Source organism: Cellulomonas sp. URHB0016 (assembly GCF_054057935.1).
The window spans coordinates 3,202,906-3,226,859 of record NZ_JBSRZU010000001.1; the positions used below are offsets into that span (position 1 = coordinate 3,202,906).

The following is a 23,954-nucleotide window of genomic DNA, read 5'->3' on the forward strand; positions in this document are numbered from 1 at the left end:
ACCCTCGTCACGCCTGGACGTCCTCGGGCCGACGCGGTACATCTCGACCGTGCCCGCCTCCTCCTCGCCCACGCCGGCGTTCTCGTCGTACCCCCTGCGACGGGTCTCGTGGTCGGGGGAGCCGGTCCCCCCGGACGCCTGGTACGCCCGCGTCCCGGTCATCGAGCAGGTGCTCCGCGACGGCTGGGAACCGGCCCAGGTCAACGTGCTGGTCGGGGAGAACGGCGCGGGGAAGTCGACGCTCGTCGAGGCGGTCGCGCTCGCGTTCGGGCTGGGCGCCGAGGGCGGCTCGACGGGCTCCATGCACTCGACCCGTCCCACCGAGCCGGGCCTCGCCGAGGCGCTGCGGCTGAGCCGTGGAGCGGGTGCGCCCCGCAACGGGTTCTTCCTGCGCGCCGAGACGATGCACTCCTTCTACACGTACCTCGAGCAGAACCCCGGCGGGCGCGACCCGCTGTTCCACGAGATGTCGCACGGCGAGTCCTTCCTCAGCCTCGTCGGGAACCGCATGTGGCGCCGGGGCCTCTACGTGCTCGACGAGCCGGAGTCGGCGCTGTCGTTCACGGGCTGCCTCGCCCTCGTCGCGCACCTGCACCACATGGTCACGACCACCGACAGCCAGGTCCTCCTCGCGACCCACTCGCCGATCCTCGCCGCGCTCCCCGGGGCCACGCTGTGGGAGGTCGGCGAGTGGGGGATGCGCGAGAGCGCGTGGGAGGACCTCGACCTGGTGATCAGCTGGCGCGGCTTCCTCGACGACCCCCGGCGGTACCTCCGGCACGTCCTGGAGGACTGAACCATTGGGTTAGGCTTGGCGGCAGACCCCTCGTGCGGCGTCATCTCGCTGAACTCCCCCAGGGCCGGAAGGCAGCAAGGGCAGGTGAGCTCTGGCGGGTGTGCGGGGGGTCCTCTCATGCCCGTCCTCCCGGCTCGTGCCCGTCGTCACCTGCTCCCCGCGCGACCGCAGGTGGGGCACCCGTACGACCCTGGACGGACGTCCACCCGCGCGAGGACGCGACCCACGACCGACGCGGTGGGCGCCCCCGAACGGCAGTCTGGTCGGCATGACGACTCCACCCCTCGCGGGCCCCGACCGCCTGACGGCGCGGGGGCTGGTCAAGAGCTTCGGCAGCACCACCGCCCTCGCGGGCGTCGACGTGACCCTGCGGCCGGGGGAGTCGCTCTCCGTGATGGGCCCGTCGGGCTCGGGCAAGTCGACCCTGCTGCACTGCCTGGCCGGGATACTCCAGCCCGACGCGGGCGACGTGGTGCTCCAGCCCGCCGACGGCGAACCGCTCCCGCTCGGGACGCTCGGAGAGCGGCGCCGCTCCCTCGTGCGGCGGCAGCACTTCGGCTTCGTGTTCCAGTTCGGGCAGCTGCTCTCCGAGCTCACCGCGCTCGAGAACGTCGCGCTGCCCTCCATGCTGCTCGGGTCGTCGCGGTCCGACGCCGAACGGGTCGCCGCCGGCTGGCTCGATCGGCTGGGGCTCGACGGCATGGGGGACCGCCGTCCCGGAGAGCTCTCCGGCGGGCAGGCGCAGCGCGTCGCCGTGGCCCGTGCGCTCGTCACCCGGCCCGCCGTGGTGTTCGCCGACGAGCCCACGGGTGCCCTCGACCAGGCCACCGGGTACGACGTCATGCGGGTGCTCACGGAGACGACCCGGGCCGCCGGGGCGTCGCTCGTGGTCGTCTCGCACGACGCCGACGTCGCGGCCTGGTGCGAGCGCCGGATCACCGTGCGCGACGGCCGGGTGGTGGACGAGGCGCGGCGCACGGGTGGCGCCCTCACGGTCCCGATCGAGGGCGCCGGCGTTCCTGGTCCTGCGGGGGCCGGTGCCGTCTCCGGGACGGGCGCCGACGAGGGCGCGGCGGGCGCGCGATGAGGACCGTGCGCGCGCTGTCGCCGCTCCTGCGGCGGGCCGGGGGCCGCGACGCCCGGATCATCACGGTGCTCGCCTGCACCGCGTTCGCGGTCGTGACCGCCCTCGCGCTGAGCGTGGTCGGCGCCCTGCTGGCGTTCCAGGGCCGCGCCGCCGAACCGGTCGACGACCACCACCTCACCTACGGGTACCTGTACGTGTCGCTGTCCTGGATCGCGCTCGCGCTGCTCTTCGTGCCGCTCGTCACCCTCGGCGGCGCGGCCGCCCGGCTCGGGGTCGCCCGACGGGACGCGCGCCTGTCCGCGCTGCGGCTCATCGGCGTCACCCCGCGCGAGGTCGTCGCGCTCACCCTGGTCGAGACCGCCTGGCAGGGGCTCGTCGGTGCCGTCGCCGGCTGCCTCCTGTACGCGCTGCTCATCCCGTTCTGGACGCTGTTCGTGTTCCAGGACCGGCCGTTCACGCCCGGTGAGCTGTGGGTCGGGCCGCTCGTGCTGGCGGCTCTCCTCGTCGTCGTCCCGCTGCTCGCCGCAGGTTCGGGTGCGGTGTCGCTGCGGCAGGTCGTCGTCTCGCCCCTCGGTGTCTCCCGTCGGGTCCGCAAGCCCGGCCTCAGGGCCGTGCGCGTGGTCGTGGCGGGCGGTCTGGTGCTCGCGTTCATCCTGGTCAGCGCCGCCGCACGCCTGTTCGGCGCGGTGCTGTTCGCCGTCCTGGTCGGGTCGTTCGCGGTCGCGTTCCTCGCGCTCAACGCCATCGGGCCGTGGGTGCTGCGGCTGTACGGCAGGCGGCGGCTGCGGGCCGCCCGCACCGCCGAGCAGCTTCTCGCCGCCCGTCGCCTGCTCGACGACCCCAAGGCCGCCTGGCGCGTGGTCGGGGGTGTCGGGCTGGCCGGGTTCGTCGCCGGGGCGCTGGCCCTCATCCCGGCGCTCGTCGCCTCGCAGTCCCAGGACGACCCGGTGGCGCTGGTCATCGCGCGTGACCTCACCACCGGGGGGATGCTCACGCTCTCCCTCACGTTCGTCGTCGCCGCCGTCTCCGCGGGGATCACCCAGGCCGCCTCCGTGCTGGACCGGCGGCGGGAGTACGCCCTGCAGCGGCTCGCCGGCCTGCCCACCGAGCTGCTCGACCGGGTGCGGCGCCGCGAGGTCCTCGGCCCGCTGGTGTTCGTGTCCGTCGGCTCCGCCGCGCTGGCGCTGGTCATGGTGTCGCCGATGTTCGGCTTCCTCGCACTGACGTCCGTGACCGGCGTGGTGCTCCTCGTCGGGTGCCTCGCGCTCGGGTGCGGGCTCGTGCTCGCGGCCACCGAGGCGTCCCGGCCGCTGCTCAGGTGGGTCCTGTCCGAGACGGTCGTCCGCGCGGACTGACCACCGCAGCGCCCGCAGGTCCGGGCCGAGCCGGGCTGCCGGTCACCGGGGGGTCGGTGACCGGCAGCCCTCCGACCCGAGGTGGCCGCGGTCGGTCGTCAGCCGCGTGGCTCGCGCAGGGCGAGGCGGGTGAAGGTCTGTGCGACACCCGCCTCCCGCTTCAGGCGGCGGACCAGGTGGTCGAGCGCGGCCGGATCGGCGACCGTGGCGTGCACGAGGTAGTCGTACGAGCCGGTCACGTGCACCGCGTCGAGCACCTGCGGGAAGCCAGGCGGGCGTGCGAGGGCCGCGGCGAAGTCGTCGTTCGAGGTGCCGGGGGACAGCCGCACCTCGACGAAGACCTCCAGTCCCGGCGCGCCGCCCGCTCCGGTCTCGCTGCCCCGACCGCGGCTGTGTGCGGTGACCACCGTGAACCCGCGGATCGTCCCGTCCTCCTGCAGCCGGCGCACCCGCGCCGCCGCCGCGTTGCCGCTGAGCCCGACGCGCGCGCCGAGCTCACGGAACGGGAGCCGCGCGTCGGCGGTCAGCTCACGGAGGATCTCGTCGTCGATCGGGTCCACCCGGCGATTCTCGCAGTGTCACGGCGATGTCCGCCGTGCGTGCTCGCGTCGCGCCGCCGCATCTCGCCACGCTGGCCCCATGCCTGCGACCACGACCGCGCTCGTGCTCGGCGCCCTCGCCGGGCTCGCCGTCGCCATGCCCGTCGGGCCGGTCGGCATCCTGCTCCTGCGGACCGGCCTCCTGGAGGGCACCCGGGTGGCCGTCGCCGCCGCCGTGGGGATCGCCACCGTCGACGCCGCCTACGCCGTGCTGGCCGTCGTCGCCGGCGAGCCCGTGAGCCACCTCGCCACCACCCACGCCCACGTCGCACGCCTCGTCAGCAGCGCGGTGCTGCTCGTCGTCGGCGTCGTGGCGCTCCGGCAGTGGTGGGGCGACCGGCCGCACGGGCCCGGTGAACCCACCCACGGCGCCCCGACGGAGGCCGCCGGGCCGCGCGGTCCGGCGTCGGTGCGAGGGGCGTACGGGAGGTTCGTCGGGCTGACCGCCGTGAACCCGCTCACGGCGGTGACGTTCGCGACCGTGGCCGTCGGGCTGGCGACGCAGGTCGGCGAGCGGGCCGGTGAGCAGCCCGGTGCGGCAGGAGCCGTGGCCTTCGTCCTGGGGGCCGCCGCCGCCTCGCTGGTCTGGCAGCTCGCGCTCGCCGTCGTCGGCGGTGGGCTCGGAGGCCGGCTGGGGCCTGTCGGGCGGTCCCGGGCGTCTCTCGTCGGTGCCCTGGTGGTCGTGGCCCTGGCGGTGGCCCTCGCCATGGGCTGAGCCCCGCCCGGCGGCCTCCCGGCGGGGTTCACCGAGCTGGCCCGCCGGTCGGGGGAGGGCCCTTGTGCGCGTGGCCTGGGGGCTCGGCGGGTGTCGGCCCGTGCGTCTAGGGTTCGGTGCGTGACGACAGCCCTGTACCGCCGCTACCGGCCCGAGAGCTTCGCCGAGGTGATCGGTCAGGACCACGTCACGGCCCCCCTGCGGCAGGCGCTCCGCAGCGGTCAGGTCAACCACGCGTACCTGTTCTCGGGCCCGCGCGGCTGCGGCAAGACGACCTCCGCGCGGATCCTCGCCCGCATCCTCAACTGCGAGCAGAACACCGAGGCCAGCCCCACCGACACCCCGTGCGGCGTGTGCCTGTCCTGCGTCGAGCTCGCCCGTGGCGGCTCCGGCAGCCTCGACGTGGTGGAGATCGACGCGGCGAGCCACGGCGGCGTCGACGACGCGCGCGAGCTCCGGGAAAGGGCGACCTTCGCCCCGGCCCGCGACCGCTTCAAGGTGTACATCCTCGACGAGGCGCACATGGTGACGCCGCAGGGCTTCAACGCGCTGCTGAAGATCGTCGAGGAGCCCCCGCCCCACATCAAGTTCATCTTCGCGACGACGGAGCCGGACAAGGTCATCGGCACCATCAGGTCGCGCACCCACCACTACCCGTTCCGGCTCGTGCCGCCGGACGTGCTGGTGCCGTACCTCGAGCAGCTCTGCGCGGCGGAGGGCGTGCCCGTCGGCTCAGGCGTGCTGCCGCTCGTGGTCCGCGCCGGAGCAGGCTCGGTGCGCGACACGCTGTCGGTCCTGGACCAGCTCATCGCCGGGTCCAGCAACGGGCTGGAGTACGAGAACGCCGCCGCCCTGCTGGGCTACACCCCGGCGGCGCTGCTCGACGACCTGGTCGAGGCGGTCGCTGCCAGGGACGGCGCCGCAGTGTTCCGCATCGTCGAGCGGGTCATCGCGACCGGCCACGAGCCGCGCCGCTTCGTCGAGGATCTCCTGGAGCGTCTCCGGGACCTCATCGTCATCGCCGCCTCCGGCGACGCGGCCGACGCCGCCCTGCGCGACGTGCCGGCCGACCAGCTGGCGCGGATGCGCCTGCAGGCGCAGAACATCGGCCAGTCCGAGCTGTCCCGCTCGGCCGACCTCGCCAACGCCGGCCTCACCGAGATGACGGGGGCGACGTCACCGCGCCTGCACCTCGAGCTCCTCATGGCCCGCCTCCTGCTTCCTGCGGCCGACGACTCGCGCGCCGGCCTCGGCGCCCGCCTCGACCGCCTGGAGCGCGGGCTGCCCGTCGCGACGAGCGGCCGCCCCGAGGAGGACGCCGACGGGTCGCGCGCCCCGGCACCGACGTCGGCCGCGACGGCGACGGCAGCCGCCCGGCCGCCGGCCCCACCCGCCGTCGTCCGCGCCGTGGCGCCGTCGGCCACACCGAGCGCCCCCGCCCCGCTTCCGGTCGGCCCGGTCTCGAACGGGACGGCGGCCCGGGAGGTCGTCGCCCCGGACACCGGGCCCGCGGACGTCTCTCGGGTGGAGCCCGACGCCGGGCCCGGCGGCCCCGACGAGAGCCAGGCCGCCCACGAGCCGCATCGACCGGCGGGACCCGTGGTCCGGCCGGCAGTCGCGCCGGTTCCATCCACCTCGGTCCCGACTACCTCGGTCCCGACCACCTCGGTCCCGACTATCTCGGTTCCGGCTCCGGCCGTGGCGGCGCCCGAGCCTGCCCCGGTCCATGCCGCTGCCGCACCGGCCCCCGCCGCACCGGCCCCTGCCGCACCCGCCCCCGCCGCTGCTGCACCCATCCCCATCCCCGTCCCCGCCGGTGCCGCATCCACCCCCGTCCCCGCCGGTGCCGCGTCGACCCCGGTCCCTGCCGGTGCCGCACCGACCCCGACCCCGGCCCCTGCCGGTGCCGCGCCGCCCACCGCCTCCGTCCCGGCCGCCCCCCCGGTGCCACCCGTGACGCCGCCGGCTGGAGGTGCCGGGCAGGACACCGAGATGCTGCGGCGCCGGTGGCCGGAGGTCCTCGAGACCGTCAAGGGCCTGCGCCGCGTCACGTGGGCCCTCGTCGACCCGCGCAACGCCCAGGTCGCCGACCTCGACGCGACGACGCTGCGCCTGGCCTTCGGCACGAGCCAGCTCGCCACGACGTTCCGCAACGGGGGCCACGACGCGGTCGTCGCGCGCGCCGTCCGGGAGACGCTGGGGTTCGACGTCCGTGTGGAGGGCATCGTCAACGAGCAGGTGTCCAGGTCGGCCACCGGCCCCGGGCCCGCCACCGCCCCGGCCGGTTCACCGACGAGCCGCGCCGGCACGCCGCAGGCCGTCTCGGCACCGCAGGCCGTCTCGGCACCGCGGGCCGTCTCGCCGGCCCAGGCCGCCGCGTCGTGGGACGAGGAGCCACCCCTGCCCGAGCCGCCCGACGACGAGCCGCCGCACCCCGACGACCACGCACCGCCTGCTGATCGCCCCGTCGTCGCGGCCGACGCGCCCCGGTCGGCCACCGTCCGGGCCGAGCCGGCCTCGACCGCCGCCGGCCCTGGACGGCACCAGGACCCGGCACCCCAGGGCGACACCCGGCTGAGTGTGCGCGAGCGCGGCATGGCGGCGGCGGCGCGGAGCTCGGCCGCGCGGGCAGCTGCCCCGGGCGTCGTGGACGAGCCGTCGCCCGACGACCCCGACATCTCGGGGTCGAGCCTCGTGGGTGCACCGCTGGTCGCACAGATGCTGGGCGGCACGGTGATCGACGAGCAGGTCGACGACCAGCCCTGACCCCCAGGAGAGGGACCCGAGCGCGATGCCCGACGAGACCGCGTCGTCCCGAGCGGGTCCGGCGGACGCCTCCGGACAGCCGGCCCAGGACGACGCCGCCGCTGCGGGCTCTGGTCGGCTGCACCACCTGGAGCTCTGGGTGGCGGACCTGCCGGCGGTCGCCGATGCGTGGGCATGGCTGCTCGGCGAGCTGGGCTTCCGGCCCCGCGACCGGTGGGCCGACGGTCTGAGCTGGTCGGGTCCCGGCGGCGTGTACGTCGTCGTCGAGTGCGGTCCGGACGTGCTCGCCGGACGCCTCGACCGGCGGCGGCCGGGTCTCAACCACCTGGCCTTCTGGGCGGGCAGCGAGGCGGACGTCGACAGGCTGGTGGCGGCCGGGCCCGAGCACGGCTGGACCCCGTTGTTCGCCGACCGGTACCCGTTCGCGGGCGGGCCGGCGCACTACGCGGCGTACCTCGAGAACGCGGACGGGTTCGAGGTGGAGCTCGTCGCGCGGTCGTGAGGCACCGGACCTGCACCCCGGACCGAAGGGTGGCGCGACGGGTGCGGCGACCTCGACCACGTACGCTGGCCGGGTGTACGAGGGCGCGGTCCAGGACCTGATCGACGAGCTAGGGCGGCTGCCCGGTGTCGGTCCCAAGAGCGCCCAGCGGATCGCGTTCCACATCCTCGCCGCGGACCCGGCGGACGTCCGGCGGCTGTCGGACGCGCTGGTCGAGGTGAAGGCGCGCGTGAAGTTCTGTGACGTGTGCGGCAACGTCGCGCAGGAGGACCGGTGCCGCATCTGTCGTGACCCCCGCAGGTCGCCGCTGACGCTGTGCGTCGTGGAGGAGCCGAAGGACGTGGTCGCGATCGAGCGCACCCGCGAGTTCCGGGGCACGTACCACGTGCTCGGCGGCGCCATCAACCCGATCGCGGGGGTCGGCCCGGACGACCTGCGGATCGCCCAGCTCATGACCCGGCTCGCGGACGGCACGGTCACTGAGGTGATCCTCGCGACGGACCCGAACGTCGAGGGCGAGGCCACGGCCACCTACCTGGCGCGGATGCTCGTGCCGATGGGCCTGACGGTGAGCCGCCTGGCATCGGGGCTGCCCGTGGGCGGCGACCTGGAGTACGCCGACGAGGTGACGCTCGGCCGGGCGTTCGAGGGCCGCCGCCGGATCAGCGCCTGACCGCGCTCCTCGACGCGGGCGCCGGGAGCACGGGCGTCCGCGACAGCCACCAGCCAGACGAACGGAGCAGGTCATGGACACCAGCAGCTCACGCGGCGCCGACGACGCCGATCTGCGCGACATCGCCCGGTCCGTCGCCGACGAGGCCCGCAGCTACCTGAGCACGGTCACGGAGGTCGCGGCGGGCACGAACCCGGAGGCGACCCTGCCGCTGGTGCTGCTCGCGGTGTCGGACATCCTCGCGGCGGGCGCGCGACTCGGCGCCACGACCGACGTGGTGCCGTCCGAGCGGTTCGAGCCGGACATCGGCCCGGACCCGGACGTCGACCCGTTGCGGGCGAACCTGGCCAACGTGTTCGAGGGGATCGACGACTACGTCGAGGTCGTGGACCCGCTGCTCGGCGGGGACGTCGAGCACGCGTCGGTGTCCGGCGACCTCGTCGCGATCGCGGGGGCCCTCGGGCAGGGCCTGCGCCACTACGAGACGGGCGCCGTCCTGGAGGCCCTGTGGTGGTGGCAGTTCTCCTACCTGTCCGACTGGGGCGAGCGCGCGTCGAGCGTGCTCCGCACGGTCCAGACGATGCTCGCCCACCTGCGCCTGGACGTGCCGGACGACGTCGCGACCGAAGCGGAGTACGACGCGCTGCAGCCCTGACCCCACGCGTCGCCCTGCGGCGTCCCGGTGCCCGGGGAGACGGACGGCTGAACGCGGTGTGGAGCTGTGCGGGAACGGCGACGGCCGGGACAGGCGCGCGAGGCAACCCGTCCCGGCCGTGCTGGCGCGAGGCCCGGTCTCAGCAGCCGAGCCGGCTGCTGGCCACCGCCACGTCGTCGAACCAGAGCGTGTCGCTGCCCTCGCCGTAGCTCTCCCAGCCGAGCCGCAGGTCGGTCAGGCGCGGCGACCACGCCTTGTTCGACCACTGCCCGTCGAGGTCGTGCGTCGGCGTGCCGTCGGCGACGAGGCCCGGCACCACGTCACCGTCGAGCCGGGTGGTGAGCTTGCCCGCCGTCCCGTCGACCTGCACCTCGACGCAGTGCCATGACGCGGTCGGGAGCGGCTTGCTCTGCGCGACGCCGGACGGGCTCTGCTCCGGAAGGGTCGCGTCGTCCGACGAGCGGTTCCACTGCAGCGCCGAGTTCTGGCCGCCCATCCGCAGGTCGCGGTTGCCGTCGTTGGCGTCCTTCATGGCGAGGAACGTGGTGTGCGACGTCGGCTGCGCGGTCGTGTGCCGCACCCAGAACCGCACGTAGTACTGCTGCGGGAGGCTGCTCAGGCTCTGCGCGGCCTGCACGAACACGTGGTTGCAGTAGCCCGCGGTGCCGTCGATCCGCAGCGAACGGCTGCCCGAGTGGGCGACCGACGAGTCGATCGCGGCCCGGCCGGAGCCGGAGCAGTCGGGGTACGTGACCGTCCAGCTGCCCGACGGCGTGCTTCCCGTCTGGGTCTCGAGGCCGTCGCAGAAGAGGGCGGTGCCGCAGGTGACCGGGGTGGTGGACGTCGGCGTGGGGGTCGGCGTCGGCGTCACGGTGGGCGTGGGCGTCGGCGTCACCGTGGGCGTCGGCGTCGGCGTCGGCGTGGGGGTCGGCGTGGGCGTCACGGTCGGGGTGGGCGTCACCGTCGGCGTCGGTGTCACCGTGGGCCCTCCGCTGCACGAGGCACCGTTGAGCGTGAAGTCGGTGGGCGCGGCGTTCGACCCGGACCACGTCCCCTGGAACCCGAACGAGGTGCTCTGCCCGGCGGCGAGGTCGCCGTTCCACGTGGCGTTGGTCGCGGTCGCCACGGTGCCGGACTGCGTGACCGTGGAGCTCCACGCCTGGGTGACCTTCTGGCCGGACGGCCAGGTCCAGCTCAGTGTCCAGCCGTGCACCGCCTGCGCGGGCGTCACCTTGACGTCGGCGGTGAACCCGCCGGGCCAGCTGCTCGTGGCCCATGCGACCTGGCACGCGCCGGCCGCCTGGGCGGTCACGCCGGCGACGACGCCGGCGGTCGCGGCGCCGATGACGGCGACTGTCGCGACGGCGGCGCGCCAGCGCGCGCGGGTGGTGGGTATCCGCATGGGTGATGTCCTCTCGGCAGGGCGCCCGCGGCGTCAGCCGACGTCACAGGCGTGCGACGGCTGCCCCCGTCGACTCGTGCCTGGAAGCGTCCCCACCTGCGGGGGGTGGGTGGAACCCCCTCAAACGCTTCACCTTCCCCTCAATCCGGCATTCGAAACTCGCTGCCCAGCAGGCGGACACGGCCGTACACTCGCCCGGACCCGTCCCTGGACCCCGTCCGCGCACCGCGAAAGAGCAACCCCGTGGCCCTCATCGTGCAGAAGTACGGCGGTTCCTCCGTCGCCGACGCGAGCAGCATCAAGCGGGTCGCCAAGCGGGTCGCGGAGGCGAAGCGCGCCGGCAACGACGTGGTCGTGGTGGTCTCCGCGATGGGTGACACGACGGACGAGCTCATCGACCTCGCCACGCAGGTCACGCCGCTGCCGCCCCAGCGTGAGCTGGACATCCTCCTGACGGCGGGCGAGCGCATCTCGATGTCGCTGCTCGCGATGGCGATCCACAACCTGGGCGTCGACGCGAAGTCGTTCACCGGCCAGCAGGCCGGGGTGATCACCGACGAGACGTACGGCAAGGCGCGGATCATCGACGTCACGCCGAGCCGCATCACCGACACGCTGGCCGAGGGGTCGGTCGCGATCGTCGCCGGGTTCCAGGGCGTCAACCCGTCGACGAACGACGTGACGACCCTCGGGCGCGGCGGCTCGGACACCACCGCGGTGGCGCTCGCGGCTGCGCTGAAGGCGGACGTCTGCGAGATCTACACGGACGTCGACGGCGTGTTCACCGCCGACCCGCGCATCGTGCCGAGCGCGCGCAGGCTGGACCGGGTGGGCTACGACGAGATGCTCGAGCTCGCGGCCGGCGGCGCCAAGGTGCTGATGCCGCGCTGCGTCGAGTACGCCCGCCGGTACCAGGTGCCGGTGCACGTCCGCTCGTCGTTCTCTACCCACACGGGCACGCTGGTGACGGACCAGCCTTCCGAAGGAGAAGAAGTGGAACAGCCGATCATCGCCGGCGTCGCGCACGACCGCAGCGAGGCCAAGGTCACCGTGGTCGGCGTCCCCGACGTGCCGGGCAAGGCCGCCCGCATCTTCGAGGTCGTCGCCGGCTCGGGCGTGAACATCGACATGATCGTGCAGAACGTGTCGGTGGCCGCGACGGGCCTCACGGACATCTCGTTCACGCTCCCTGCCACGGACGGCGCGGCCGCGACGGCTGCGCTCACCGAGCACCAGCCGGACATCGGCTTCCGCTCGCTGCAGTACGACGACACGATCGGCAAGATCTCGCTCGTGGGCGCGGGCATGAAGTCGCACCCCGGCGTCAGCGCGCGGCTGTTCGCGGCCCTGTCGGACGCGGGCATCAACATCGAGATGATCTCCACGTCGGAGATCCGCATCTCGGTCGTCACGCGGGCGGACTCGCTCGACGAGGCGGTCCGCGCGGTGCACACGGCGTTCGAGCTGGACTCGAGCGAGGACGAGGCAGTGGTCTACGGAGGGTCGGGACGATGAGCGGGCTGAACATCGCCGTGGTGGGTGCCACGGGCCAGGTCGGGAGCGTCATGCGGCGCCTGCTCGACGAGCGCGGCTTCCCCGTCGCGAGCATCCGGTACTTCGCGTCCGCCCGGTCGGCCGGCAGCACGCTGCCGTGGCGGGACCAGCAGGTCACGGTTGAGGACGTCGAGACGGCGGACCTGTCGGGCATCGACATCGCCCTCTTCTCCGCCGGGGGCGGGACGTCGAAGGTGCACGCCCCGCGGTTCGCCGCGGCAGGTGCGCTGGTCATCGACAACTCGTCCGCCTGGCGCCGGGACCCGGCGGTACCGCTCGTGGTGTCCGAGGTGAACCCCGAGGCGCTCGACGACGTGCCCCAGGGCATCGTCGCGAACCCCAACTGCACCACGATGGCCGCGATGCCGGTGCTCAAGGTGCTGCACGAGGAGGCCGGCCTGCGACGGCTCGTCGTCTCGACGTACCAGGCGGTGTCGGGAAGCGGTCTCGCGGGCGCCGCCGAGCTGGACGGCCAGATCAGGGCCGCGGTCGAGCAGGACACCCTCGCCCTGGTGCACGACGGCTCGGCGGTGACGTTCCCGGACCCGGTGAAGTACGTCGCCCCGATCGCGTTCGACGTCATCCCGCTCGCGGGCTCGATCGTCGACGACGGCCTGTTCGAGACCGACGAGGAGCAGAAGCTGCGCCACGAGTCGCGCAAGATCCTCGGCCTGCCCGACCTGCTCGTCAGCGGCACCTGCGTGCGCGTCCCGGTGTTCACCGGCCACTCGCTGTCGATCAACGCCGAGTTCGACCGCCCGATCACGCCCGAGCGGGCCCGCGAGCTCCTGGCCGACGCGCCGGGCGTACAGCTCACGGACGTGCCGACCCCGCTCGCGGCCGCCGGCCAGGACCCGTCCCTGGTCGGGCGGCTCCGCCAGGACGAGGGTGTGCCCGACGGGCGCGGCCTCGCGCTGTTCGTCAGCAACGACAACCTGCGCAAGGGCGCCGCGCTCAACGCCGTGCAGATCGCGGAGCTCGTCGCCGCCCGTCTCTCGGCGGCGACCCCGGCCTGACCTCGCACGACGCAGGACGACGCAGCACGACGCAGACCCGCCCCCGGTCAGCCGGAGGCGGGTCTGCGTCCTCTTGGGTCCGGTCCCGGACAGCGTCGGCCGACGGCGCCCGGCCCGGCGTCAGGTCAAGGCACCGACCACACCGGCCGCGGTGAGCAGGTCGACCATCCCGAACGTCTGGCCACGGCCGTAGGTGGGCGTCCAGTCGGGGTCCTGCGACAGGTACGACGACGGGTCGCCGTCGATCAGCCCGTGGAGCACCTCCGCGACGATCCGGCCGCCGACCGCTCCGAGATGCTGCCCGTCGGCGTGCACGTCCGCCTCCCGCAGCACGTAGAACCACAGTGGCGTCCGCAGGTGCAGGTTGTGCTCCTCGAGGTCCGCGAGGTCGGCGGCCGACAGCACCGGCTCCTGCATCGCGGCGGCGACCCGCTGGCCGGACGGCACCTGCATGGTCAGGCCTCGGAGCAGGTTGCGGATGGCCAGCGAGTCGGGCTCGTCGGAGCGCTGGCCGAGCAGGTGGAAGAGGGCCGACGACAGGGTCGTGTCGATGCGCTTGTTCCGCCGGACCCGGCCGTCGCCGAAGTCGAAGAACGTCTGCCAGTCGATGAACCTGCGGGCCGCCCGGCAGCCGCCTCGCAGGTCGTCCGGGTCCGCCCCTGACGACGCCGGGTCGAAGATCCGCGCGAAGAACTGCTGCGTCGCGTCGGTCGCGGAGGTGCCGAAGTTCGCCCGGTAGCTCGGCCGCACCTGCGTGTGGCCGAACCGGTACGCCGCGACCGAGAACTCCACCGGGATGTAGGGGGTGTGGCGCCAGTCGAAGAACTTCCGTCCGTTCGCCAGGATGTCGGTCACGACGGCGTCACCGCAGGTGGACGGCAGGAACTCGTGGAGGATCATCCACTGGTAGTGCCACCGGACCACCCGCTGCGCCTCGGCGAACAGCTCGGCCGGGGTGACCGTCCCGAGGTCGGTCCGCAGGTCGTCGACCACCCGGTTGTGGAACCGCAGGAACGCCAGCTGCAGCTGGCCGACGACGAGGTTCTCGTCGTTGCGCGGGTCTCCGACGAGGGCGGTGCCCTGCGAGTTGCGGGGCACGTCGAACCGGACTGCGTGGTCGGTGCAGACGGTGTCCGAGCCGGGGATCGGCTCGACGAGCAGGGTGGTCCTCCCGCCGTCGACCGTCTGGTCGTACAGGTGCGGCGACACCCCCGGCCCGCTGCCGTACACGTTGTCGAGGTCGAGCGCGGGGATCCGGAAGTTGCGGATCGACTCCGGGTCCTGGGCGCGGGCCAGGCTGGACGTCGGGTCGAACGTCATGTCGTGGTCCAGGAACTGGCCCAGGAACGTCATGCCGGCGACGAGATGCGGGTTGTCCGGGTTGCCGAGGCTGAGCGAGGGGTCGGTGATGAGCTGTGCGGGGGTGGCAGTGATGCTGTCCCCGGCGTCCATCAGCCCACCGGGCCGCCCGATCTCGACGAGCGCGGCCCGCACGGTGCGGGTGTCCGCCGCGAAGGCGGGCAGGGAAGGGAACAGGCGGCCGAAGCGGCCCTGGTCGTAGAACGTCGACCTCGGCGTGCGAACGCCCTGGTCAGCATCTCCGTGCGGCATGTCGAGCTCCTCCTGTCGTGACGACGGCGTCGCCCCACCAGGGGCGCGGCGTCACGCGGGAGATACGGCGTCCCGTCAGGAGTCCAGCGGCTCGGTCCTGATCTCCGCCTTCGTGGGTGCCACGATCCCGAAGTTCTCGCCCCAGTTCGTGAGGTCCGTCTGGACCGAGGCGCCTGCCACGTCCGACGTCGCCCGGCGCAGGCGGTTCTGCTGGTCCACCCAGTACGTCAGGGTCACGGTGGGCGGCAGCTGGTCGCGGGTCAGGCCGCCGCCGAGGGCGCCGAGACTGTCGGCGAGCTTGGCGGTGGCGACGACGACCTCGTACGGCTGTGTCATGACGCCGTCGACGACGACGAGGCGGCCTGCGGGGTGGACGTCGACGACGGCACCGAACAGGGCGCGGACCGGCCGGACCGGGTCCACGGCCACCGGGAGCCGGACCAGGCCCGGGTCCTCGGTGGTGACGTCGACGAACTGCCCCTCGGTCACCGGTGACATGACGTACCGGCGTCCGTCGACGGACCGGATCTCGACCTCGCCCTCCGGCAGAGTGAGGCGGACCCGGGTGTTCGACCGGGTCAGGTCCACGTCGACCACGCTCTCGATCGGCCCGGTCGCGTCGCTCGTGCGCGTGGTCCAGGTGAGCGAGCCGGCCTCGACCATGGGCCTGGCCAAGGTCGGTACCAGGTTGTCGGGGGTGAGGCGGTCCCACGTGAAGTGGGCGACGTGGTGAGCCGGCGCGGCGGGCGCCGCGGCGGCGGGGGGGTCGGCTGCCGCGGCACGGGCGCTCGCGCATCCCGTGGCGGTCGCGGCTACGACGAGGGCGGCGGTCAGGGCACGGACGGAAAGGGCAGCGCGCACGGGGGCCTCCTGCAGTGTCGGGACGGGGGTGTCGCGGCGTCGCTGCCGGGCGCACGCCCACCCTGGCAGGTCGACGGGGCAAATGTCCCGTCCTCGGGTGATTCGTCTCGCCAGTCGGCCGCTGGGTCCGCCACCCCGGCGCCCGGCCCGCGCGCGCGACCCGGCGCCGCGGCGTCGTCGCTCGTCACGGCATGTGGTCGCGCTCCCAGCCGGACCTCTCCTAAAAGGTTTAGGAGTCTGGACGCCCCTTGTGCGCGACACGAGGGTGGTCGCCGTCCCGACCGTCGCTCCGACCGCCCGCGCCGCTGCGTGCGTCCGGGTCCGCGCCGGCCCGGTCCTTCGTGCACCTCCCGCCACAGTCCGGCTCGCGCACACGCACGTGCCGGACGGCGGGCCGTCGTCCCGCGATGCTGCGGTTCGCCGCCCCGCAAGCCAGAAAGGTACGAGAGATGTCCTCATTGACCCGACGGCGAGGAACCTGGGTGGCACTGGCCACCCTCGGTACCTCGTCGCTCCTGGCGGTCGCCGGCATGCAGCCTGCGCTCGCCGCGACCGGCGGCGGCGCGTTGCCCGCCTCGGTCGTCGTCCCCGCGGCCTCGCCCGTCAAGCTCGCGGCCTCCAACGGCGAGTACGCGCAGAGGTTCCTCGCGCAGTACAACAAGATCAAGGACCCCGCGAACGGCTACTTCAGCCCGCAGGGCATCCCGTACCACTCCGTCGAGACGCTCCTCGTCGAGGCCCCCGACTACGGCCACGAGACCACCTCCGAGGCCTACTCCTACTGGGTGTGGCTCGAGGCCCTGTACGGCCAGGTCACCGGCGACTGGGCACCGATCAACCACGCCTGGGACACGCTCGAGAAGTACATGATCCCGACGAGCGCGGACCAGCCCACCAACTCGTTCTACAACGCGTCGAGCCCCGCCACGTACGCGTCCGAGTTCAACCACCCGAGCCAGTACCCGTCGCAGCTCAGCAGCGGCGTCACCTCGGGCAGCGACCCGATCGCGGCCGAGCTCAAGTCCGCCTACGGCACGCCGGACATCTACGGCATGCACTGGCTCGCCGACGTCGACAACAAGTACGGCTTCGGCTCGACGCCGGGCGCGGGCTGCGAGCTCGGCCCGACAGCGACCGGCACGTCCTACATCAACACCTTCCAGCGCGGTCCGCAGGAGTCGGTCTGGGAGACCATCCCGCAGCCGTCCTGCGAGGAGTTCAAGTACGGCGGGCCCAACGGCTTCCTGGACCTGTTCACCAAGGACACCGGCACCCCCGCCAAGCAGTGGAAGTTCACCAACGCCCCCGACGCCGACGCACGCGCGATCGAGGCCGTCTACTGGGCCAACAAGTGGGCGACCGCCCAGGGCAAGCAGGCGGACGTCGCGACCACGGTCGCCAAGGCGTCCAAGATGGGCGACTACCTGCGCTACTCCCTGTTCGACAAGTACTTCAAGCAGATCGGGTGCACCAGCCCGTCCTGCCCCGCGGGCTCCGGCCGCAGCAGCGAGCACTACCTGCTGAGCTGGTACTACGCCTGGGGTGGCGCGCTCGACTCGTCGGCCGGCTGGGCCTGGCGCATCGGCTCGTCGCACATGCACTTCGGCTACCAGAACCCCATGGCCGCCTACGCGCTGTCGAACGACACCTCGTTCATCCCCAAGTCGCCGACCGCCAAGGACGACTGGTCGAAGTCGCTGACCCGTCAGCTCGAGTTCTACAAGTGGCTGCAGGCCCCTGAGGGCGGCATCGCCGGTGGCGCGACCAACAGCTGGGACGGCGCGTACGCCACCCCGCCGTCGGGCACGCCGACGTTCTACGGCATGGCGTACACCGAGGCCCCGGTCTACAACGACCCGCCGTCGAACCAGTGGTTCGGCATGCAGGCGTGGAGCATGCAGCGCGTCGCGGAGCTCTACAACGCGTCGGGCAACACGCAGGCCAAGGCGATCCTCGACAGGTGGGTCCCCTGGGTCGTGAAGAACATCTCGGTCTCGGGCGACAACTGGTCCGTCCCGTCCGAGCTCACGTGGTCGGGCAAGCCCGACACCTGGAGCTCGACGAACCCGGGCAGCAACTCCGGTCTCTCGGTGACGGTCAAGAGCACCGGCCAGGACGTCGGCGTCGCCGGCGACACCGCTCGTGCGCTCCTGTTCTACGCCGCCAAGGCGGGCGACACCGCCACGGCCGCGAAGGCCAAGGCGCTGCTCGACGCCATCTGGAACTCCGACCAGGACGCCGTCGGCATCACGACCGACGAGACCCGCAAGGACTTCCTGCGGTTCGACGACACCTACGTCGCCGGTGGCGACGGCGTCTACGTCCCGTCCGGCTGGACCGGCAAGATGCCCAACGGTGACGTCATCAAGCCGGGTGTCTCGTTCCTCGACATCCGCACCTGGTACAAGCAGGACCCGCAGTGGTCGAAGGTCCAGACGGCCCTCGACACGGGTGTTGCCCCCACGCTCCGGTTCCACCGGTTCTGGGCGCAGACGGCCATCGCGGCGGCACTGGCGGACTACGACCGTCTGTTCGGCACCACCACGCCGACGGACGACACCACGGCACCGTCGGTCCCGACGGGCCTCGCAGCCGGCACCCTGACGTCGACCAGCGCCACGATCACGTGGACGGCGTCGACGGACAACACCGGCGGCTCGGGCGTGGCGGGGTACGACATCTACCGCGGCACGACGAAGGTCGGCTCCTCGACCACCGCGTCGTTCACCGAGACCGGCCTGAGCCCGTCGACGGCGTACACCTACACGGTGCAGGCCAAGGACGTGGCCGGGAACATCTCGGCGGCGTCGTCGGGCCTCACGGTCACGACGAAGGCCGGGACGTCCGACACGACCGCTCCGAGCGTCCCGACGGGTCTGGCCGCCGGCACGATCACGTCGGACACGGTCGCCCTGTCCTGGACCGCGTCCACCGACAACACCGGTGGCTCGGGCGTGGCGGGGTACGACGTCTACCGCGGCACGACGAAGGTCGGCTCCTCGACCACCACGTCGTACACCGACACGAGCCTGAGCCCGTCCACGGCGTACTCGTACACCGTGCGGGCGAAGGACGTGGCGGGCAACGTGTCGGCGGCGTCCTCGGCGCTGCCCGTCACGACGAAGGCCCAGGTCACCGACGGTGACCCGCCCAGCGTCCCGACCGGTCTGGTCGCCACCACGGTGACCCAGACGGCCGTGACCCTCACCTGGGCGGCGTCCACCGACACCGGTGGCTCCGGCCTCGCGGGCTACGACGTGTACCGGGGCACCACGAAGGTCGGTACCCCGACCTCCGCCTCGTACACGGACTCGGGTCTCACGGCCGCGACGGCGTACCAGTACACCGTCCGGGCGCGTGACAACGCGGGCAACGTCTCGGCGGCCTCGTCCGCCCTGTCGGTGACCACGAAGTCGACGACCACGACCGCCACCTGCAAGGTGTCCTACACCGCCAACAGCTGGAACAACGGCTTCACGGCGTCGGTGAAGGTCACCAACACGGGCACCACGGCGCTCAACGGCTGGAGCCTCGGCTTCTCGTTCGCGAACGGCCAGAAGGTCACGCAGGGCTGGAGCGCCGACTGGTCGCAGTCGGGCACGGCCGTGACGGCGAAGAACGCGGCGTGGAACGGCTCGCTCGGTGCGGGCCAGTCGGTCGACATCGGGTTCAACGGCTCCCACTCGGGGACCAACAACAACCCGACGTCGTTCACGCTGAACGGCGCCACCTGCAGCTGATCGAGCTGCTCCGCCGCCTCGAGCGGCAACCAGGGGCCGGTCCCGGGACATTCCCGGGGCCGGCCCCTCGGCCGTCTCCGGAGGGGTAGGGGTGTCCCACCTGTGGGTCGGTGGGGGCCCCTGGTGTCCGAGGGCCGGGGCCGGGGCCTAGCGTCGTCAGCATGAGCTTCGACGACACCGCCACGACGACGACGCCGCTGCCGCCGCCCGGGGCACGCGGCGCGGCCGACGCGCCGACCGCTGTCCACCCCCGGGCCGCCGGCCGGCCCCCGGCGGCGACCGCCGCCGCCGCGACCACCGCCCCGACCCCGGTGACCACGGACGACGACCTCCGCGTCGTCGCGCCGGCGCTGGCCGGCGTGCGAGCCCTGGTCACCGCGCCCGTGTCGGCCGCGACGTGGCGCGCGATCTCGCAGATCGTGGTCGGCAGCGTCGCCCTCTTCATCATGGGCTTCTGGCTGTCGGTGGCACTGTCCTTGGCGGCCGGCCTCGGCGTCGTGTTCCTGGTGGGTGTCCCGGTCCTGGTCCTGACGCTGTGGACCACGCGCCCGTACGCCCAGCTGGAGCGGGCCAGGCTCGCCGCTCAGTCGCTCGTCGAGATCCCCGCACCTCGGTACCGGCAACCGTCCCGGGACGGCTGGTGGCCGCAGTGGGTCGCCATCCTCGCGGACGCCAGGACGTGGGGGCACGTGGCGTACGTCGTGGTCGCGGGACTCCTCATGACCGTCGCGACCGTGCTCGTGACGGCCCTCGGCTCCGGCGGGCTGGCGCTCGTGGTGTACCCGATCCTCTCGGCGGCGCTGCCCGACGTGCACCTGCCGGGCCACTGGACGGCGACCATGGTCGGCGGCGTCGTCGCGATCTGGCTGGCGGCGCTCGTGGCCCAGGCGAGCACGCTCGCCCAGGTCCGCCTCGCACGCTTCACGCTGGGCGCGTCCGCACGGGACCTGGCGGTCCTCGCGGCGCAGGAGCGTGCCGCGCGAGCCGAGGGCCGTGCCGAGCACCTGCAGGAGACCCGGACCGCCGCGGTCGGTGCCGCGGACGACGAGCGCCGCCGCATCGAGCGCGACCTGCACGACGGCGCCCAGCAGCGGCTCGTGGCGCTCGGCGTCGAGCTCGGCGTGGCCCGCCGGACGGCGACCGCGGACCCCGAGGCGGCCGCGGCAGCCCTCGACCACGCGCACCGCGAGGTCAAGGAGACCCTCGCCGAGCTGCGCGACCTCGTCCGCGGCATCCACCCTGCCGTGCTCACCGACCGCGGCCTCGACGCGGCACTGTCGGCACTCGCCGCCCGCAGCCCGGTGCCCGTCGAGGTGAGCGTCCCGCACCCCACCCTGCTCGGCACCGCCGGCACGTCGGCGCAGGCCGCCGCCTACTTCGTGGCCGCCGAGGCGCTGACCAACGCCGCCAAGCACTCCCGCGCCCGGCTCGTCCGGGTCGAGGCCGGCGTGCACGACGGCCGGCTGAGGCTCGTGGTCCAGGACGACGGGGTCGGTGGTGCCACCGCCCACCCGGGCAGCGGGCTCGACGGCCTGCGCAGCCGGGTCGCGGCGCTGGACGGCACGTTCGACCTGGACAGCCCGGCCGGAGCCGGCACCCGACTCACCGTGGAGGTGCCGTGCGCATCGTGATCGCCGAGGACTCCGTCCTCCTGCTCGACGGGCTCACGCGCCTGCTGACCGCGGAGGGGCACGAGGTGACCGGCTACCCGACCGCCGACGAGCTCGTCGCCGCGCTCGGCCCGGGCGCGACGCTTCCCGACGTGCTCGTGACCGACGTCCGGATGCCCCCGACGCACACCGACGAGGGCCTGCGGGCCGCCGTCCACCTGCGCAGCCTGCACCCGCGGCTGCCGGTGCTGGTGCTCTCGCAGTACGTCGAGCAGCGCTACGCACGGGACCTGTTCGCCGGCGACGTCCGCGGCCTGGGGTACGTGCTCAAGGACCGGGTGGCGGACGTGGACGAGTTCCTCGACGCGCTCGCGCGGGTGGCCGGGCTCGGCACCGTGATCGACCCCGAGGTCGTCGCCCAGATCCTCGCCCGGACCCGCAGGTCCGGGCTGGAGACGCTCACCCCGCGCGAACGGGACGTCCTGGGCCTGATGGCCGAGGGGCGATCGAACGCGGCGATCGCCGACCGCCTCGTCGTCGGGCTCCCCGCCGTCGAGAAGCACGTCACCTCCATCCTCACCAAGCTCGGGCTGCCCCCGGACGGCGACGACCACCGCCGCGTCCTCGCGGTGCTGCGCTGGCTCGAGCACACGCCTTCGACAGGAGAACGGCCATGACCGCCACGCTCGAGAGTCCTGTTCAGCCGCCACCGCCGGCACCTCCTCGCTCGCCGGGCTCACGGGCGCTCGTCTGGACCGGCGGAGTCCTCGGCGGGCTGATCCTGCTCGGCAGCGCGTACAGCGCGACCGGCCAGCTCGTCGCCGCCAACGTCGACGTCGAGTCCACGGCGCGCACCGCCACCTACGACGCTCTGCCGGTGGTCCGCCTCGTCGCGGACGGTGACGTCACGGTCACCACGGGCGGCTCCGAGGTCGTCGTCCGCCGCGAGTCCCGCAGCGCGCTCGCGACCCCCCGCTACAGCGTGGACGTGGTGGGCGGCCGGCTCCTGGTGCAGCACAGGTGCGACTGGTGGAGCCCCGGTGTGTGCTCCGCGTCGCTGGTCGTGCAGGTGCCCGAGGGCACCGACGTCGAGATCGAGGCGTCCGACGGCGACGTGTCCGCCCAGGCGCTGCGCGGGTCGCTCGACGCCCACACGTCCGACGGCGCGACCGTGGTCGAGGACGTGGTCGGCGACGTGTCGGTCCACGGCAGCGACGGGCGGATCGACGTGTCCTCGGTGCAGGGCGACGTGGACGTGTCGTCCTCGGCCGGCCGCGTGGACGTCTCCGACGTGTCCGGCCGTGCCGACGTGCACTCCAGCGACGGCCGCATCGAGCTCTCGGCGGTGCACGGCGACGTCGACGCCTCGGCGAGCGACGGCGACGTGACCGTCTACGGCACGGGGGAGCCCGTGGCGCTCGACATCTCCGTCGCGGACGGACACCAGACCGTCACGGGCACCACCGACCCGGGCGCGAGCGTCCACGTGCGGATCCACGCCAGCGACGGCAACGTGGCCTACCTGGGCCCGAACGGCTGAGCGCGGCCCGCGCCGGGCGGGTCGACCACGTGGTCGTCGTGACGCACCGGCCGCAGCCTGACGGCTGGGACCCCGACGCGGCGATCCAGGGCGACCGGGTGCTGCACGTGCGCCGTCGACCTGTGTGAGCGGGTGGCGCAGACGTCCGTCACGCGTCGGGTGCACCGGCGGCCGCCGCGAGCCTGACGGTCGCGGTCCACCGTGCGATCTCGTCGTCGATCTCGAACGACGAGGGGCCGACCCCGTCCCACAGCCGTTCCGCGCCGTCGGCGGTCCCGTCCGGACGGCGGACCGTGAGGACCGTCATCGGGTACGCGCCGTCGGCGGCGACGGTCCACCCGATGTCGGCCAAGCCTCGGTTGACGCCCTCGGCGAGGGCGACCTGCACGGCGGCCGCGCGCAGATGGGCCGCGGGATCGCAACGGTCGATGGCGTGGTCCAGTGCCTCGGTGTGCGGGTCGGAATCGCCCGCCCAGTCCTCCCGGAGCCGGCCGAGCGCCGGCAGGAGAGCCGGGTCGGCAAGCGCAGCGGCGGCCACCAGGTCCAGGAGGTAGATGGTCGATGCCCCCTCGTCGAGCCGGCGCCGTATCGCGGCCCGGGCACGATCGTCGCCCCGGCGCGCCAACCCCAGGGACGCCTCGAACCGGGTGTCACCGCCGTCGTCGTCGAGCCGTTCCGCCAAGGCATGACGGATCTCCTCGCCATCGAGCGTGCTCAGCGTCCCGAGGCCGAACGTGGCCCAGTCGCGCACGCCCGGGTCGACGTCACCCGAGAGGCTGATGAGCGCAGCGACGGCCTGCGGGGACAGCTCCTCGCCGCAGAACATGATGGGGAGCGACCGTGCGACGTGCTCGCGCACGATCGGGTCGTCGTCGTCGACGTACAGCAGCAGCTCCGGCACCCAGGCGGGGTCCTCGGCGCGGCCGAGCGCCGAGACGAGCCATCGTCGGGTCTCCGCGTCGCGCTCATGCCGCGCCGCCGAGGACAGGGCAGGCACGACCTGTTCCGCGAACGGACGCCCGTGCTCGTATCCCAGCTCGCCCAGCACCCAGGCCGCCGCCTGTCGCGACCATGGGTCTTCCTCTGTCAGGGCTGGGAGTGCCCACTCCAGCACGACCGGTTCGCCGCGCTTCTGCAAAAGCCGAACGAGCGTGAACGCGGCATCGTCATCGAGCTCGTCCGCCGGCCGGTCACCCAGTGCAAGGAGCTGCAGCCAGGCGCTCTCGCTGTCCACCAGGTCTCTCCGTCCCGCACCGAGGGGTGGCCCGAGCACGATCCTGCCGGTACCACCGTCACGCGAAAGGCCCTCACGCCCGAGCGTTTCCGCTGACCGTGAGGGCCTTTCACACTGTCGGGGTGGCGGGATTCGAACCCACGACCTCTTCGTCCCGAACGAAGCGCGCTACCAAGCTGCGCCACACCCCGTGGAGCCCCGTAAGGATAGCCGACGGGTGCCGTTCGGACGAAACCGG

The 23,954-nt window shown here is 73.5% G+C and carries 19 protein-coding genes, 1 tRNA gene and 1 other RNA gene; 15 read left to right on the forward strand and 6 right to left on the reverse strand.

Features of this window, described 5'->3' with window-relative positions:
* Nucleotides 1-49: 49 nt before the first annotated feature.
* The 4 genes from ACVW07_RS14750 to ACVW07_RS14765 all read left to right on the forward strand — a co-directional run bounded on the left by ACVW07_RS14750 (nucleotide 50) and on the right by ACVW07_RS14765 (nucleotide 3,238).
* Nucleotides 50-796, forward strand: a complete 747-nt coding sequence (locus ACVW07_RS14750) for an AAA family ATPase (RefSeq protein WP_456819986.1) — start codon at nucleotides 50-52, stop codon at nucleotides 794-796.
* Nucleotides 797-817: 21 nt separating this feature from the next.
* Nucleotides 818-914: signal recognition particle sRNA small type (ffs, locus tag ACVW07_RS14755), an RNA gene on the forward strand.
* A gap of 150 nt (nucleotides 915-1,064) precedes the next feature.
* Nucleotides 1,065-1,883, forward strand: coding sequence for an ABC transporter ATP-binding protein (locus ACVW07_RS14760; protein ID WP_456819987.1), 819 nt, complete (start codon nucleotides 1,065-1,067; stop codon nucleotides 1,881-1,883).
* Nucleotides 1,880-3,238 (forward strand): FtsX-like permease family protein, encoded by a 1,359-nt coding sequence (locus ACVW07_RS14765; protein WP_456819988.1) that lies wholly within the window; start codon nucleotides 1,880-1,882, stop codon nucleotides 3,236-3,238. Before ACVW07_RS14760 ends, ACVW07_RS14765 begins: the two co-directional genes overlap by 4 nt.
* Before the next feature lie 98 nt (nucleotides 3,239-3,336).
* On the opposite strand, the gene ACVW07_RS14770 is transcribed toward ACVW07_RS14765, so the two are convergent.
* A complete protein-coding gene (locus tag ACVW07_RS14770) occupies nucleotides 3,337-3,798 on the reverse strand; it encodes an Lrp/AsnC family transcriptional regulator (RefSeq protein WP_456819989.1) in 462 nt (153 codons plus the stop codon).
* A 79-nt stretch (nucleotides 3,799-3,877) separates the two neighbouring features.
* Between ACVW07_RS14770 and ACVW07_RS14775 the strand changes: the two genes are divergently transcribed.
* The 5 genes from ACVW07_RS14775 (at nucleotide 3,878) to ACVW07_RS14795 (ending at nucleotide 9,148) form a co-directional block, all read left to right on the forward strand.
* The gene (locus ACVW07_RS14775; RefSeq protein WP_456819990.1) at nucleotides 3,878-4,552 is read left to right on the forward strand and encodes a LysE family transporter; all 675 of its coding nucleotides are present in this window, start codon (nucleotides 3,878-3,880) and stop codon (nucleotides 4,550-4,552) included.
* A gap of 120 nt (nucleotides 4,553-4,672) precedes the next feature.
* Nucleotides 4,673-7,318, forward strand: coding sequence for a DNA polymerase III subunit gamma and tau (locus tag ACVW07_RS14780; RefSeq protein ID WP_456819991.1), 2,646 nt, complete (start codon nucleotides 4,673-4,675; stop codon nucleotides 7,316-7,318).
* A 25-nt stretch (nucleotides 7,319-7,343) separates the two neighbouring features.
* Complete coding sequence (locus ACVW07_RS14785) at nucleotides 7,344-7,820, forward strand: VOC family protein (RefSeq protein ID WP_456819992.1); 477 nt, start codon at nucleotides 7,344-7,346, stop codon at nucleotides 7,818-7,820.
* A 73-nt stretch (nucleotides 7,821-7,893) separates the two neighbouring features.
* Nucleotides 7,894-8,493, forward strand: coding sequence for a recombination mediator RecR (recR, locus tag ACVW07_RS14790; RefSeq protein WP_456819993.1), 600 nt, complete (start codon nucleotides 7,894-7,896; stop codon nucleotides 8,491-8,493).
* Between the two features lie 73 nt (nucleotides 8,494-8,566).
* Complete coding sequence (locus tag ACVW07_RS14795) at nucleotides 8,567-9,148, forward strand: DUF5063 domain-containing protein (protein ID WP_456819994.1); 582 nt, start codon at nucleotides 8,567-8,569, stop codon at nucleotides 9,146-9,148.
* Nucleotides 9,149-9,287: 139 nt separating this feature from the next.
* Here the strand turns inward: ACVW07_RS14795 and ACVW07_RS14800 are convergent, their stop codons facing one another.
* A complete protein-coding gene (locus ACVW07_RS14800) occupies nucleotides 9,288-10,550 on the reverse strand; it encodes a cellulose-binding domain-containing protein (RefSeq protein ID WP_456819995.1) in 1,263 nt (420 codons plus the stop codon).
* Nucleotides 10,551-10,793: 243 nt separating this feature from the next.
* Between ACVW07_RS14800 and ACVW07_RS14805 the strand changes: the two genes are divergently transcribed.
* On the forward strand, nucleotides 10,794-12,065 hold the full coding sequence (locus ACVW07_RS14805; protein ID WP_456819996.1) for an aspartate kinase: 1,272 nt from the start codon (nucleotides 10,794-10,796) through the stop codon (nucleotides 12,063-12,065).
* Nucleotides 12,062-13,120 carry an aspartate-semialdehyde dehydrogenase gene (locus ACVW07_RS14810; protein WP_456819997.1) on the forward strand — a complete coding sequence of 353 codons (1,059 nt, stop codon included), beginning with the start codon at nucleotides 12,062-12,064 and terminating at the stop codon, nucleotides 13,118-13,120. Before ACVW07_RS14805 ends, ACVW07_RS14810 begins: the two co-directional genes overlap by 4 nt.
* A 120-nt stretch (nucleotides 13,121-13,240) precedes the next feature.
* On the opposite strand, the gene ACVW07_RS14815 is transcribed toward ACVW07_RS14810, so the two are convergent.
* Together ACVW07_RS14815 and ACVW07_RS14820 are read right to left on the reverse strand one after the other, a co-directional pair.
* On the reverse strand, nucleotides 13,241-14,731 hold the full coding sequence (locus ACVW07_RS14815; RefSeq protein ID WP_456819998.1) for a peroxidase family protein: 1,491 nt from the start codon (nucleotides 14,729-14,731) through the stop codon (nucleotides 13,241-13,243).
* Nucleotides 14,732-14,806: 75 nt separating this feature from the next.
* Nucleotides 14,807-15,592, reverse strand: a complete 786-nt coding sequence (locus tag ACVW07_RS14820; protein WP_456819999.1) for a hypothetical protein — start codon at nucleotides 15,590-15,592, stop codon at nucleotides 14,807-14,809.
* A 449-nt stretch (nucleotides 15,593-16,041) separates the two neighbouring features.
* On the opposite strand from ACVW07_RS14820, the gene ACVW07_RS14825 reads away from it, so the two are divergent.
* The 4 genes from ACVW07_RS14825 to ACVW07_RS14840 all read left to right on the forward strand — a co-directional run bounded on the left by ACVW07_RS14825 (nucleotide 16,042) and on the right by ACVW07_RS14840 (nucleotide 22,482).
* Nucleotides 16,042-19,332 carry a glycoside hydrolase family 48 protein gene (locus ACVW07_RS14825; RefSeq protein WP_456820000.1) on the forward strand — a complete coding sequence of 1,097 codons (3,291 nt, stop codon included), beginning with the start codon at nucleotides 16,042-16,044 and terminating at the stop codon, nucleotides 19,330-19,332.
* 161 nt (nucleotides 19,333-19,493) lie between these two features.
* Nucleotides 19,494-20,963: a sensor histidine kinase gene (locus ACVW07_RS14830; RefSeq protein ID WP_456820001.1), complete on the forward strand. Its 1,470-nt coding sequence runs from the start codon at nucleotides 19,494-19,496 to the stop codon at nucleotides 20,961-20,963.
* Nucleotides 20,951-21,619 carry a response regulator gene (locus ACVW07_RS14835; protein WP_456820002.1) on the forward strand — a complete coding sequence of 223 codons (669 nt, stop codon included), beginning with the start codon at nucleotides 20,951-20,953 and terminating at the stop codon, nucleotides 21,617-21,619. Before ACVW07_RS14830 ends, ACVW07_RS14835 begins: the two co-directional genes overlap by 13 nt.
* Complete coding sequence (locus ACVW07_RS14840; RefSeq protein ID WP_456820003.1) at nucleotides 21,616-22,482, forward strand: DUF4097 family beta strand repeat-containing protein; 867 nt, start codon at nucleotides 21,616-21,618, stop codon at nucleotides 22,480-22,482. The genes ACVW07_RS14835 and ACVW07_RS14840 overlap by 4 nt, the downstream gene beginning before the upstream one ends.
* A gap of 148 nt (nucleotides 22,483-22,630) precedes the next feature.
* Here ACVW07_RS14840 and ACVW07_RS14845 read toward each other — a convergent pair whose 3' ends face one another.
* Together ACVW07_RS14845 and ACVW07_RS14850 are read right to left on the reverse strand one after the other, a co-directional pair.
* Nucleotides 22,631-23,716 carry a HEAT repeat domain-containing protein gene (locus tag ACVW07_RS14845; RefSeq protein ID WP_456820004.1) on the reverse strand — a complete coding sequence of 362 codons (1,086 nt, stop codon included), beginning with the start codon at nucleotides 23,714-23,716 and terminating at the stop codon, nucleotides 22,631-22,633.
* 117 nt (nucleotides 23,717-23,833) lie between these two features.
* A tRNA-Pro gene (locus ACVW07_RS14850) sits at nucleotides 23,834-23,907 on the reverse strand.
* Nucleotides 23,908-23,954 lie beyond the last annotated feature (47 nt).